The 12703-nt window shown below is 69.0% G+C and carries 13 protein-coding genes; all 13 read right to left on the bottom strand.

Annotated features, from left to right (window positions below; genetic code table 11):
• On the bottom strand, nucleotides 1–1144 hold a 1144-nt coding region (locus tag A5673_RS20585), incomplete at its 3' end, for an HNH endonuclease signature motif containing protein (RefSeq protein ID WP_068236645.1).
• A gap of 40 nt (nucleotides 1145–1184) precedes the next feature.
• Nucleotides 1185–1736, bottom strand: a complete 552-nt coding sequence (locus A5673_RS20580; protein WP_068236628.1) for a histidine phosphatase family protein — start codon at nucleotides 1734–1736, stop codon at nucleotides 1185–1187.
• Nucleotides 1733–2500, bottom strand: coding sequence for a CbtA family protein (locus tag A5673_RS20575; RefSeq protein WP_068236625.1), 768 nt, complete (start codon nucleotides 2498–2500; stop codon nucleotides 1733–1735). The genes A5673_RS20580 and A5673_RS20575 overlap by 4 nt, the downstream gene beginning before the upstream one ends.
• 4 nt (nucleotides 2501–2504) lie before the next feature.
• Nucleotides 2505–2720 (bottom strand): CbtB-domain containing protein, encoded by a 216-nt coding sequence (locus tag A5673_RS20570; RefSeq protein ID WP_068236622.1) that lies wholly within the window; start codon nucleotides 2718–2720, stop codon nucleotides 2505–2507.
• Between the two features lie 138 nt (nucleotides 2721–2858).
• Entirely contained in the window at nucleotides 2859–3239 is a 381-nt protein-coding gene (locus A5673_RS20565) for a YbjQ family protein (protein WP_068236619.1), read from the bottom strand.
• A 70-nt stretch (nucleotides 3240–3309) separates the two neighbouring features.
• On the bottom strand, nucleotides 3310–5844 hold the full coding sequence (gene clpC1 / locus A5673_RS20560) for an ATP-dependent protease ATP-binding subunit ClpC (RefSeq protein ID WP_068236616.1): 2535 nt from the start codon (nucleotides 5842–5844) through the stop codon (nucleotides 3310–3312).
• Between the two features lie 282 nt (nucleotides 5845–6126).
• On the bottom strand, nucleotides 6127–6465 hold the full coding sequence (gene lsr2 / locus A5673_RS20555; protein WP_036363110.1) for a histone-like nucleoid-structuring protein Lsr2: 339 nt from the start codon (nucleotides 6463–6465) through the stop codon (nucleotides 6127–6129).
• Between the two features lie 113 nt (nucleotides 6466–6578).
• The gene (gene lysS / locus A5673_RS20550; RefSeq protein WP_068236612.1) at nucleotides 6579–8078 is read right to left on the bottom strand and encodes a lysine--tRNA ligase; all 1500 of its coding nucleotides are present in this window, start codon (nucleotides 8076–8078) and stop codon (nucleotides 6579–6581) included.
• 142 nt (nucleotides 8079–8220) lie between these two features.
• Nucleotides 8221–9045, bottom strand: a complete 825-nt coding sequence (locus A5673_RS20545) for a type III pantothenate kinase (RefSeq protein ID WP_068236609.1) — start codon at nucleotides 9043–9045, stop codon at nucleotides 8221–8223.
• Nucleotides 9046–9047: 2 nt separating this feature from the next.
• The gene (gene panD, locus A5673_RS20540) at nucleotides 9048–9467 is read right to left on the bottom strand and encodes an aspartate 1-decarboxylase (RefSeq protein ID WP_068236607.1); all 420 of its coding nucleotides are present in this window, start codon (nucleotides 9465–9467) and stop codon (nucleotides 9048–9050) included.
• Entirely contained in the window at nucleotides 9467–10393 is a 927-nt protein-coding gene (gene panC, locus A5673_RS20535; RefSeq protein ID WP_068236604.1) for a pantoate--beta-alanine ligase, read from the bottom strand. Before panC ends, panD begins: the two co-directional genes overlap by 1 nt.
• Entirely contained in the window at nucleotides 10390–11301 is a 912-nt protein-coding gene (locus A5673_RS20530) for a Rossmann-like and DUF2520 domain-containing protein (protein WP_068236600.1), read from the bottom strand. The genes panC and A5673_RS20530 overlap by 4 nt, the downstream gene beginning before the upstream one ends.
• Before the next feature lie 114 nt (nucleotides 11302–11415).
• Nucleotides 11416–12648 (bottom strand): DUF6779 domain-containing protein, encoded by a 1233-nt coding sequence (locus A5673_RS20525; protein ID WP_068236598.1) that lies wholly within the window; start codon nucleotides 12646–12648, stop codon nucleotides 11416–11418.
• Between the last annotated feature and the right edge of the window lie 55 nt (nucleotides 12649–12703).

Raw genomic sequence — 12703 nt, 5'->3', positions numbered from 1 at the left:
GGGCCTGGGTGGGTGGGCGTGCCAGTGATCCGGGGTGCAGGGGTTGGCCGTCCTCGTCGGTGACGGTCAGGGCCTCGGGGGGTCCGGTGATGGTGAGGTGGCCCTGGTGGTGCAGCCGGTGGTGATACGGGCAGAGCAGGATCAGGTTGGTCAGCTCGGTGGGGCCGCCGTCTTCCCAGTGCCGCAGGTGGTGGGCGTGCAGGCCGCGGGTGGCCCCGCAGCCGGGGACCGCGCAGGTGGGGTGGCGGTGCTCGAGGGCGCGGCGCAGCCGGCGGCTGATGGTGCGGGTGGTGCGCCCGGCGCCGATGGGTTGGCCGTGGCGTTCGAACCAGACTTCGCAGGTGGCATCGCAGGTCAGGTATTGGCGGTCGGCATCAGACAGCAGCGGGCCCAGATGCAGCGCGCCGACCCGGTTGGCGACGTCGAGGTGGGCCACCACGGTGGTGTGCGCGCCGTGCGGGCGGCGGGTGGCGTCGGCGTCCCAGCCGGCCTCGACCAGCCGCACAAACGCCTCCAAAGTGCCCGGGAGCGGCGGCGCAGCCGCGCAGGCGTGGTCGTCCTCGCCGTGGTCGTGTTTCCACTCGGTGATCAGCGCGTCCCGATGAGACGCCAAGGCGGCGTCGAACTTCGCCGCGTCCAACGCTCCCAGCTTGATCCGCCAACACGTCAGCTCCTCGGTGGCGGTCTTGGTGATCGACGGTTGCGGTGCCGGGCGCACCGCCGGGGGCCGCGGCTCCAGGCTGACCGCGGTGCGCAGCTGGCTGACCGAGGCCACCGCGGCAAGTTCGGCGTAGTGCGCATCGGATCCGTCACCGGCGCGCGCCGCGATGACCCCGACCTGATCCAGCGACAGCCGCCCCTGCCGCAGGCCCGCCGCGCAGCGCGGAAATTCCGCCACCCGGCGCGCCACCGTGGTGATGGTGTGGGCATTGGCCGACGACGAGCCCAACTTCCAGGCCAACAACGCCGCCACCGAACGGGCCCCGGTGTTGCCCCACAACCCCTCACCCTCGATCTCCGCGGCGATGTCCACGATCCGCCCATCAATGGCGTTGCGCTGCCCGGCCAACTCCGACAACTCCTCAAAAAGCACCTCCAGGCGCTTCTTATGGTTCACCCCCAACGGAGGCGGCGTCGAAAACATACCCCCATCATCACAACGGGGTACGACAAAAATCGGCCAGTTACAAACGCAGCGTCCAGCGGCCGTTGCGGAAGTGCAGCACGGTGCGGCTCACCGGGGCAATGTCGATGCCCCAGAATGACTTCGCGGGTGCGTCGAGGCTGTGCAGGATTGCGGCGCGGATCACCGCCGGATGCGTCACGGCCACGGCGGGCGCGGCGTTGCCGGTCAGGGAGTCCAGCCAGCCGGCCACCCGCCCCACCAGGTCGACGATCGACTCACCGCCGTGCGGGGCCCGCGCGGGATCGGTCAGCCACGTCTCGAGGTCCGCGGGGCCGACGGCCCGCAGCGTCTGCCCGCACCATCCCCCGCAACGCAGGTCGGCCAGCCGCGGCTCGGTCGCGGCGCGCAGGCCCAGCAGTTGCGCCGTCTCCCGCGCCCGCTGCTCGGGTCCGGCGAGCAGACGCGCATCCTTCTGAACCTCAAGCCGCCCAGCCTTTTTGACCTGCCGGCGACCGATCGCGTTGAGCGGCTCGTCGGTGGGAAACCGCCCGGCCGCCATGGCGTCGGTCATCGCGTGCGAGACCAGGGTCAGCCGGACGACGTCGCTCACGCGGGGACTCGCTCCTGAAGCGGCCGCCGGACCAGCGTCGCGAAGACCAGGCCGATCGTCGCCCACAACACCAGCTGAGTGGCGAGGGCAAGCAGCCTGAATTCGTAGAGGACGTCGGCGGGAAAGCCGGGATAGAGGATCGCCCCCGAGGCGTCCCGCACCGGTTGCGGCGTCTCGTCGGTGCTCGGCAGGACCGTCAGCACCACCGCGACCGCCGCGACGTAGGCGCCCGCCGCGAGCAGCCGCCCGTTCCACGCGCCGAACCGGGCCGTCAGCCGCCGCGCCGACCACACCGCGGCAATGGCCAGCATCACCGAGGCCAGCACCGTCACCAGATACCAGCCGGTGCGCGCCCCGATCGTGTCCGACTGGCCCACCGCGGGCGGATTCGGCGGATATTTCAGGAACGGCACCAGATACACGGCAACGAATGCGGCCCCCGCCAGTTGCAGCGAAAGCCCGTGCGGTGCAGCGCCTCCCGCCCGCGGATAGACCACGCAGAACACGACGCCGAACAGCGCGCCCATCGCGACGCCGAAGATCAACACGCCGAAACCCAGCCCGGCGTTCGACTGCACCCCGCGGCTGAACAACTCGGCCCCGTGCTCGTGCACGCCATGGGCGTCCAGGGCGTCGGCGCGTCCGTCCTCGAAAGCGATCGCACAGCCGATGACCGGTTCGGCGCACAGGCGGGCGAAGGCGAACGCCAACACCGCGCCGAACACACCGGCCAGCAGGCCGCGTCCGATCAGACGCTTCTCCACGCGATCAGTGGCAGGGGAAGCCGAGCAGATGCCGGGCATCGTGCAGGAACTCGTGCACGTGCGAATCGCCGCCGAACAACGACACCGCCCCCTGGTCGACGCCGACGAAGTACAGCGCCAGCAGCGCCAGGAAGGCGGTCGCCGCCAACCACACCGCGGCGCTTGCCGCCGACAGGTCCACCGACCGGGTCCGGGTTCGGGTCGTCGGGTGATCGGGCATTGTCGACTCCTTCCGGGGATAAACGCGTCCCCGCTGGTGATGACGAGCACCGGGTCTGACTTTGGACAGTGGCGCGACCGTTCTGGAGTTTCACCAGATTCCGTTACCCATCAGGACACGGTCAGTGTAGACGGCGGGTCAATGCTGCGGCGCCGCGGAGCCGTAGCCGAGCTGGCCCGCGGTGTACTTGGCGGCCTCGGTGACCGGAACCGCTTGCACCGCCGTGCCATAGGCGCAGATCTCGGTCCACACGTCGCCGATCTCGGTCGTGTCGAACCGCATCGCGACGATCGCGTTGCCACCGCGGTTGCGCGCCTCGGCGACCAGGCGCCCCATCGCTTCGTTGCGGCTCTCGGCGAGATTCTTGGTCATGCCGGCCAGCTCGCCGCCGAACATCGCCTTGAAGCCCGCACCCATCTGGGAGAAGGCGTTTCGTGACCGGACGGTCAACCCGAACACCTCGCCGCAAACGCGCTGGATTTCCCAGCCCGGGAGGTCGTTGGTGGTCACGATCAGCACAGCCGGGCCCCTCACATGCGAAACGGGCGGTTAATCCCGTCAGAGATTAACCGCCCGTTTGCTGCGATCGCTACTGCGTTTCCGGCGCGCTGTGCGCCCCGGCCTTGGCCAGGTCCGGCTCGGCCGGCGGCTTGCGGGTTCCGGTGAACGTGAACACCGCGTCCTCGCCGGCACCCTCGCCGTCCCAGTTGTCCACGTCGACCGTGACGATCTGTCCCGGACCGACCTCCTCGAAGAGGATCTTCTCGGACAGCTGGTCCTCGATCTCGCGCTGGATGGTCCGCCGCAGCGGGCGGGCACCCAGCACGGGGTCGAAGCCGCGCTTGGCCAGCAACGCCTTGGCCTTGTCGGTCAACTCCATCGACATGTCCTTGGCCTTGAGCTGCTTGCCGACGCGTTCGATCATCAGGTCGACCATCTGGATGATCTCGTCGCGGGTCAACTGGTGGAAGACGATGATGTCGTCGATGCGGTTGAGGAACTCCGGGCGGAAGTGCTTCTTCAGCTCGTCGTTGACCTTCTGCTTCATCCGCTCGTAGTTGTTGTCGCCGCCGCCCTGGGTGAAGCCCAGGCCGACCGGCTTGGAGATGTCCGACGTGCCGAGGTTGGAGGTGAAGATCAGCACGGTGTTCTTGAAGTCGACCGTGCGGCCCTGACCGTCGGTGAGCCGGCCGTCCTCGAGCACCTGCAACAGGCTGTTGTAGATCTCCTGGTGCGCCTTCTCGATCTCGTCGAACAACACCACCGAGAACGGCTTGCGCCGCACCTTCTCGGTGAGCTGGCCGCCCTCCTCGTAGCCGACGTATCCCGGCGGGGCGCCGAACAACCGCGACGCGGTGAACCGGTCGTGGAACTCACCCATGTCGATCTGGATGAGCGCGTCGTCGTCGCCGAACAGGAAGTTGGCCAGCGCCTTGGACAGCTCGGTCTTACCGACACCGGACGGGCCGGCGAAGATGAACGAACCCGACGGGCGCTTGGGGTCTTTCAGCCCGGCGCGGGTGCGGCGGATCGCCTTGGAGACGGCCTTGACGGCATCGACCTGGCCGATGATCCGCTTGTGCAGCTCGTCCTCCATCCGCAGCAACCGGGTGGTCTCGGCCTCGGTGAGCTTGAACACCGGGATACCGGTCCAGTTGCCCAGCACCTCCGCGATCTCGTTGTCGTCCACCTCGGCGACAACGTCCATGTCGCCCGAACGCCACTGCTTTTCACGCTCGGCCCGCTGCGCGACCAGGGTCTTCTCCCGGTCCCGCAGGCTGGCCGCCTTCTCGAAGTCCTGGGCGTCGATCGCCGATTCCTTCTCGCGGCGCGCATCGGCGATCTTCTCGTCGAACTCACGCAGGTCTGGCGGCGCGGTCATCCGGCGGATCCGCATCCGGGCACCGGCCTCGTCGATCAGGTCGATGGCCTTGTCCGGCAGGAACCGGTCGTTGATGTAGCGGTCGGCCAGGGTGGCCGCGGCCACGATCGCGGAGTCGCTGATCGATACCCGGTGGTGGGCCTCGTACCGGTCCCGCAATCCCTTGAGGATTTCGATGGTGTGGGCCACCGTCGGCTCCCCCACCTGCACGGGCTGGAAGCGGCGTTCCAGGGCGGCGTCCTTCTCGATGTACTTGCGGTACTCGTCGAGCGTGGTGGCGCCGATCGTCTGCAGCTCACCGCGGGCCAGCTTGGGCTTCAGGATGCTTGCCGCGTCGATCGCGCCCTCGGCGGCACCCGCACCGACCAGCGTGTGCAGCTCGTCGATGAACAGGATGATGTCGCCGCGGGTGTTGATCTCCTTGAGCACCTTCTTGAGGCGTTCCTCGAAGTCACCGCGGTAGCGGCTGCCCGCGACCAGCGAACCCAGGTCGAGGGTGTAGAGCTGTTTGTCCTTCAGCGTCTCGGGGACCTGGCCGTGCACGATCGCCTGCGCCAGGCCTTCGACGACGGCGGTCTTGCCGACGCCGGGCTCGCCGATCAGCACCGGGTTGTTCTTGGTGCGCCGGCTGAGCACCTGCATCACCCGCTCGATTTCCTTCTCGCGGCCGATGACCGGGTCCAGCTTGCCTTCCATCGCGGCGGCCGTCAGGTTGCGCCCGAACTGATCGAGCACCAGCGACGTCGACGGGCTGCCGGACTCGCCGCCGCGGCCACCGGTCCCCGCCTCGGCGGCTTCCTTGCCCTGGTAACCGCTCAGCAGTTGGATCACCTGCTGGCGCACCCGGGTCAGCTCCGCGCCCAGCTTGACCAGCACCTGGGCGGCCACGCCCTCACCTTCGCGGATGAGGCCCAGCAGGATGTGCTCGGTGCCGATGTAGTTGTGGCCCAATTGCAGCGCCTCGCGCAGGCTCAGCTCGAGAACCTTCTTGGCGCGCGGCGTGAACGGGATGTGTCCCGACGGCGCCTGCTGTCCCTGGCCGATGATCTCCTCGACCTGGCTGCGGACGCCCTCCAACGAGATGCCCAGCGACTCCAGCGACTTCGCCGCGACGCCCTCGCCCTCGTGAATCAGACCCAACAAGATGTGCTCGGTGCCGATGTAGTTGTGGTTGAGCATCCGGGCCTCTTCTTGCGCCAGGACGACGACCCTGCGGGCACGGTCGGTAAATCTTTCGAACATCGGTGGTTACCTGCTCTCCCTGCCATCGGTACAGCCGGTCGGCATCACGTACCTGCCATCCACTGTAATGGTCGGCCCGCCGGGGTTCCTAACGTTGCGGTGGCTGGCGGTCCAGGCCACATACCTCTCTTAACCCCCTGTCAGCGCAGAGCCGTAACAGGTAAACGAGGAAAATCGCCAAAGCGTTTCCGGCGGGGGCCGGCGATCATTCCGCCGCCAGCGAAATTCAAAACAACCGGCGCCCAGGCCGTAAAAGGACCCGGGCGCCGGTGAGCGGTGCGCTTAGGTGGCCGCGTGGAACGCGTCGATGACGTCCGCGGGGATGCGGCCGCGCGTCGACACGTTGTGCCCGTTGCGGCGGGCCCACTCGCGGATCGCGGCGCTCTGCTCGCGGTCGATGGCCCCACGGCCACGTCCCGAACCGGAGCGCCCGCGCCGGCGACCGCCGACACGGCGTCCCGCCGCGACCCATTGCTTCAAATCGTTGCGCAGTTTCGCGGCATTCTTGGACGAAAGATCAATCTCGTAGGTCACCCCGTCAAGCCCGAATTCAACCGTTTCGTCGGCCGCGCCCGCACCGTCGAAATCATCGACCAAGGTGACGGTCACTTTTTTCGCCATTAGCTTACCCTCGCGTTTCGTCCTGAGCAGTTGCTGAGCAGTTTGGATTCACTCCCCAAGGCACCAATCTGCCATAGAAACGCAGGATACTCAATCCGGACGCAACGGGTAACTCAACCGGAGTGCGGTCGCACAATCGGGAACAAAACTGTCTCTCGAATTGACAGACCGGTCAAAGTCATCAGCAACCGATCGATACCCATTCCGGTTCCCGTGCACGGCGGCATCCCGTACTCGAGGGCGGCGAGAAAGTCTTCGTCGAGCACCATCGCCTCGTCGTCGCCGGCCGCCGCGGCGCGCGCCTGCGCGGCGAACCTCTCACGCTGCACGACCGGGTCGTTGAGTTCGGAATACCCGGTGGCCAGTTCGACCCCGCGAATGTAGAGGTCCCACTTCTCGGTCACGCCGGGGATGCTGCGGTGCTGGCGCGTCAAAGGCGTTGTCTCGACAGGGAAATCCTTGACGAAGGTGGGAGCGGTCAGCGCGTTGCCCACAGCGTGCTCCCATAATTCCTCGACGAGCTTGCCGTGCCCGTAGCCGCGGTTCTCCGGGATCTCCACACCGAACCGCTTTGCGATGGCCCAGAGCCGGTCGGCCGTCGTCTCGGGCGTGATCTCCTCGCCGAGCGCCGCCGACAGCGACGGGTACATTTGTATCGACGCCCATTCTCCGTCTATGTCGTAGACACTGCCGTCTGGCAACGGGAGTTGTCGGGTTCCGATCGCCTCGTCCGCCACCTCTTGAATAAGCTCGCGCGTGACGATCGCTGAATCGTCATAGGTTCCGTAGGTCTGGTAGGTCTCCAACATCGAAAATTCTGGAGAATGCGTCGAATCGGCCCCTTCGTTTCGGAACACGCGATTTAGCTCGAAGACCCTGTCGAATCCGCCGACGATGCAGCGCTTGAGGAACAGTTCCGGCGCGATCCGCAGGTAGAGATCGATGTCGAGCGCATTGGAATGGGTGATGAACGGCCGCGCCGCGGCACCACCGGCCAGCGTCTGCAACATAGGCGTTTCGACTTCGAGAAACCCGCGCCGTTCCAGCGCGTTGCGTATCGCGCGGATGACCGCGATTCTCTGCCGGGCCACCGACCGGGCCTGGGGGCGGACGATGAGGTCGACGTAGCGCTGCCGCACCCGCGACTCCTCGCTCATCTCCTTGTGCGCGACGGGCAGCGGGCGCAGCGACTTGGCCGCCATCCGCCAGGAGTCGGCCAGGACGGACAACTCGCCGCGCCGCGAGCTGATCACGTTGCCGTGCACGTAGACGACGTCACCGAGGTCGACGTCCGCCTTCCACGCGTCGAGCGCCTGTTGGCCGACCTTGTCAAGGCTGATCATCACCTGCAGCGTGGTGCCGTCGCCGTCCTGGAGTGTCGCGAAGCACAATTTCCCGGAATTGCGCGCGAAGATGACTCGGCCCGCCACGCCGACGACGTCGTCGGTGGCGGTGTCGGTCGGCAGGCCGGGGTGGGCGGCACGCACCTCGGCCAGGGTGTGGGTGCGCTCGATGGCGACCGGGTACGGGTCGCACCCCTCCTCTAACAGGCGAGCGCGCTTGTGCCGGCGGATCCGGAACTGCTCGGGAAGGTCGGGGTCGGCTTCGCTCACGACGTGCCAGCTTAATTGACGTCGTCGAGTGTGCGTTCAGGGCTTTGAGTGTGCGGGGTGGGCGCAAAATTCCGCCAAATCACTAGCGACGTTATCCAAAGCCGTGGACGCACACTCGATGCGGCGTGCGGGCGGCGGCCGTCTAGCGCGCCGTCTTCAGCCGCCCGCGCTGGGCGTCCCGGTTGCGTTCGAAGACCAGCTGCAGGCCGTGCAGCGTCAGGTGTTGGTCGTAGTGGCTGACGGTGTGCAGCTCGGGCAGCAGCAGGGGCGCGGTATGGCCGGTCGCCACGACCGCGACCTGGTCGCCCAGGGCGTCGGCGAAACCGTCCACGTCCTCGCGGATGCGCTGCACCAGCCCGTCGACCAGCCCGGCGAACCCGAACACCGCGCCGGCCTGCATGCATTCGACGGTGTTCTTGCCGACCACCGAACGCGGCCGGGTCAATTCGACGCGACGCAGCGCGGCGGAGCGGGCCGCGGCGGCGTCGGAGGACACCTGCACACCGGGGGCGATGGCGCCGCCGAGAAACTCGCCCTTGGCCGACACCACGTCCACGCAGATCGAGGATCCGAAATCGATGACGATGGCCGCGGTGCCGAATTTGTGGAACGCCGCCAGGCAGTTGACGATGCGGTCGGCACCCACCTCTTTCGGGTTGTCGACCAGCAGCGGGATCCCGGTGCGCACGCCGGGCTCGATGAGCACGTGCGGCACCGACGGCCAGTACTGATCGAGCATCACCCGCACCTCGTGCAGCACCGACGGCACGGTCGACAGCGCGGCGGCGCCGCTGAGGCGTTCGGAATCGTCGCCGATCAGGCCGTCGATGGTCAGCGCCAGTTCGTCCGCGGTGGCCTCGGATTCGGTGCGGATCCGCCACTGCTGCACGACTTTCGCGTGCTCCTTGGATCCGGAGATCAGTCCGACGACGGTGTGCGTGTTGCGGACGTCGATGGCGAGCAGCACGGCTACCGCGCGCCGATCCGCGGGTCCAACAGCTCCGCCGCGTCAGCGGGCACGAACGCCGGGTCGTGCCCGAGGTCGATCGGCTTGTTGTCGGCGTCGACGAACACGATCCGCGGGCGGTAGGCGCGCGCCTCCGCCTCCTCCATCGTCCCGTATGCGATGAGGATCACCAGGTCGCCCGGATGCACCAGATGCGCTGCGGCGCCGTTGATTCCGATCACCCCGGTGCCACGTTCGCCGGTGATCGCGTAGGTGACCAGCCGGGCGCCGTTGTCGATGTCGACGATGGTCACCTGTTCGCCCTCGAGCAGGTCGGCGGCGTCCATCAGGTCGGCGTCGATGGTCACCGAGCCGACGTAGTGCAGGTCGGCCTGCGTGACGGTGGCGCGATGGATCTTCGATTTCAGCATCGTCCGTAACATCAATTCCTCCACTGCGATTGGGCGAGTTCGTCCGGCCCAGCGGTGCCGGCGAGGTTTCCGATCTGGATTGACACGTTGTCGAGCAGCCTGGTGCTGCCGAGCCTGGCCGCGACCAGCAGCCGGCCGGATCCGTTATCGCGCAACGGCCCGAGGTCGGCGTCGCGCAGCTCGAGGTAATCGACGACGAGGCCGGGCGTGGCTCGCAGCACCGCGCGGGCGGCGTCCAGCGCGGCCTGGGCGCCGTGGGTAGCGGCGTGCGCCCCGGCCGTCAGCGCCGCCGAGAGCGCCACGGCCAATTCGCGCTGCGTCGCGTCCAGGTAGCGGTTGCGTGACGACATGGCCAGCCCGTCGTGTTCGCGCACCGTCGGGACGCCGACGACGGCCACATCGACGTTCAGGTCGGCGACCATCTGGCGGATGATGACCAGCTGCTGATAGTCCTTCTCGCCGAAGAAAACCCGGTCGGGCCGCACGATCTGCAGCAGTTTGAGCACCACCGTGAGCACGCCGGCGAAATGGGTCGGCCGCGGGCCGCCCTCGAGCTCGGCGGCCAGCGGGCCGGGCTGCACGGTGGTGCGCAGCCCGTCGGGATACATCGCCGCGGCGGTCGGCGCGAAGGCGATCTCGACGCCTTCGCCGCGCAGCAGCGCCAAGTCGTCGTCGAGGGTGCGGGGGTAGGCGTCGAGGTCTTCGCCCGCCCCGAACTGCAGGGGGTTGACGAAAATCGAGACCACGACCACCGAGCCGGGCACGCGCTTGGCGGCGCGCACCAGCGAGAGGTGCCCCTCGTGCAACGCGCCCATCGTGGGCACCAGCATCACTCGGCGGCCGGTGTGGCGCAGCGCCCGGCTGACGTCGGTGACGTCGCGCGGGGCCGAGTACACGTTGAGCTCACCGGGATTGAACGCGGGCTTGCGTGCGGTCATCGCGCCAGCACCTCCACGACGTCCTTGGGGGCGTGCGCGCGCTGGGCCGTTCGCAGGGCGTTGACCCGGTACGCCTGGGCCAGCTCGGGCTCGACCTCGGCGAGCGCGGCGAGATGCCCGGCGACCGCGGCCGCGTCGCCACGGGCCACCGGACCGGTGAGCGCGGCCTGCCCGCGCTGCAGGGTGTTCTCCAGCGCCGCACGGGCCAGTGGCCCGACGATCCGTTCGGCAAGGCCGCCCGGCTGGTCGTCGACGGTTTGTTGCCCGAGCAGTTCGCCGCCGCGCAGCGCGGCCCGCAGCGCCTCGAGCGCGTCGGCGACCACCGTCACGATGTGGTTGCCGGCGTGGGCCAGCGCGGCGTGGTACAGCACGCGGGCCTCCTCGCGGACGCAGAACGGCTCGCCGCCCATCTCGAGGACCAGCGACTGCCCGATCGCGTACCCGACGTCGTCGGCCGCGGTGATCGCGAAGCAGGTGTCGGGCACCCGGGTGATGTCCTCGTCGGAGCCGGTGAACGTCATCGCCGGGTGGATCGCCAGCGGAATGCAGCCGTCGTGGGCCAGCGGCGCCAGGATGCCGACGCCGTTGGCGCCGGACGTGTGCGCCACGATCGTGCCCGGGCGCACGGCCGAGGTCGCCGCCAGGCCCGACACCAGGCCCGCGAGTTCGCTGTCGGGGACGGCCAGCAGCAGCAGCTCGGCGTTGGCGGCCACATCCGGCGGCGATACCACCGGCGTATCGGGCAACCGGCGCTGCGCCCGCTGGCGCGACGCCCTCGAGACGCCGCTGCACGCCACCACGACGTGGTCGGCGCGCTCCAGCGCGACGCCGAGGGCGGAGCCCACCCGGCCGGCGGAGACGATGCCCACCTTGAGCCTGGCCGGGCGCAGTCCGTCGAACTGCCCCATCGCAGACGACCTCACAGCTTTCTTTGTTCGTTCCGGTCCACTGCTCGGGTACCGGACGGTCACTAAGACTTTAATCGATTCTCAGGTCGCACCCAATGTGAGGAAGCTCCCAGCTCAGCCGTCACGTCGGCGGCGACGGCCACCGCCGGACGGCTCGACCTGCAGCCGCGCCAGCAGTTCGGCCACCGACTGGCCGCCGCTCGGCGGCCCATCCGCCAGCCCCTCCGGCGGCTCTTGGGGGTCGGCGCCGCGATGGCGCGGGACCGGCTCCGCCGCGGGCGGCGGGGCCATCTGCGGCGGCGGCGCGGCCGCGGCCGGCGCGTTGAAGTCGCGGTACTCGGCCGAGTGGCGCGCTCGCGCCCGACGACCGGATTCCCCGTACGGCGGCGGCTGCGGGTGCTCGAAGGGAGAGCCGTCCAGGGTTTCCCCGGCCCCGTAGTGCCTCGCGCGACGCCCGCCTGTCGGCTCACCACCCGGTGCGCCGGCCCAGTTGCCGACCGGTGCCCCCGGCGGTGGCCACTGCCCCCCGGCGGCTGCGGGCTGCCAGCCCTGCGGCTGCGGCTGCGGTTCCGGTTGCGGCGGCGGCTGTTGCCGGGGTTCGAATCGCGGCTCCGGCGGCGCCGTCATGTACGGCGGCTCCTGGGAGACCGCGTACCGGGCATCCGGCGGGACCTCGTACTGACCGCGGCCGCGCTCCCGCGGGGGCGGCGGCTGGCGGGGCGGCAGCAGCGGCTCCTCGGGCACGTCGATGATCGCGGCCTCGTCGGCGCGGCCGGCCGGGTTGTCCCCGGTGGGCGAGGTCACCCGATCGCTGGACACCCAGTCCCGGCTGCCGTCGCCGTTGCGGTCCCAGTCGCTGTAGGCGCGGGTTGGTGGCGCCTCGGTTTCGACCGTCTCGAGCGCGCGGTGGTGCTGCAGGTCGGTGTCGAACAGGATCTCCAGGCTGGTTCGCAGCGCGCTCAGCTCCGCGCGCAGCGCGGCCAGGTCGTCTTCGGCCTGGGCGCGCAGCTCGGAGGCCAGCTCGCGGCGCAGCTGGGACTCCACGGTCAGCTCGTACTCGCGCCGGGCGGAGATCTCCCGATCCAGCTGCAGGTCGTAGACCAGCTTGAGGTCGCGAACCCGGGACTGGTCCGCGTCGCTTTGACGGCGGTAGAGCACCGAAACGAAGGCGCCGGCGACTGCGGCCCACAGCGCCAGGATTACAGCGAGCTTGAGGAGTTCCACCCGATTGGTGAAAACCAGTGCGGAACTGGCCCCCATCGCGAGGACCAGCAACGCGGTCAAGAGCACCCACCCCGGCCTGCGGCCGCCGCGCCGGACCCGGGCGCCGCGGGACAGAACGGTCATGGCCTGAGAGTACCTGCGCGAGGTCACTCCGCGTGTCGCGCGGCACCGGCGATTC

The sequence above is a fragment of the Mycobacterium sp. E3198 genome (assembly GCF_001667015.1).
Lineage (GTDB): Bacteria > Actinomycetota > Actinomycetes > Mycobacteriales > Mycobacteriaceae > Mycobacterium.
The sequence above is the reverse complement of the archived record's forward strand: the minus strand, read 5'-3'. Positions and strand labels throughout refer to the sequence as shown.

What these genes read in the sequence shown, in the direction of transcription:
- lsr2 (WP_036363110.1), bottom strand. Translation starts at nt 6,465, where the DNA reads ATGGCGAAAAAAGTGACCGTCACCTTGGTCGATGATTTCGACGGTGCG.
- A5673_RS20525 (WP_068236598.1), bottom strand. Translation starts at nt 12,648, where the DNA reads ATGACCGTTCTGTCCCGCGGCGCCCGGGTCCGGCGCGGCGGCCGCAGG.
- A5673_RS20570 (WP_068236622.1), bottom strand. Translation starts at nt 2,720, where the DNA reads ATGCCCGATCACCCGACGACCCGAACCCGGACCCGGTCGGTGGACCTG.
- panD (WP_068236607.1), bottom strand. Translation starts at nt 9,467, where the DNA reads ATGTTACGGACGATGCTGAAATCGAAGATCCATCGCGCCACCGTCACG.
- A5673_RS20530 (WP_068236600.1), bottom strand. Translation starts at nt 11,301, where the DNA reads ATGGGGCAGTTCGACGGACTGCGCCCGGCCAGGCTCAAGGTGGGCATC.
- panC (WP_068236604.1), bottom strand. Translation starts at nt 10,393, where the DNA reads ATGACCGCACGCAAGCCCGCGTTCAATCCCGGTGAGCTCAACGTGTAC.
- clpC1 (WP_068236616.1), bottom strand. Translation starts at nt 5,844, where the DNA reads ATGTTCGAAAGATTTACCGACCGTGCCCGCAGGGTCGTCGTCCTGGCG.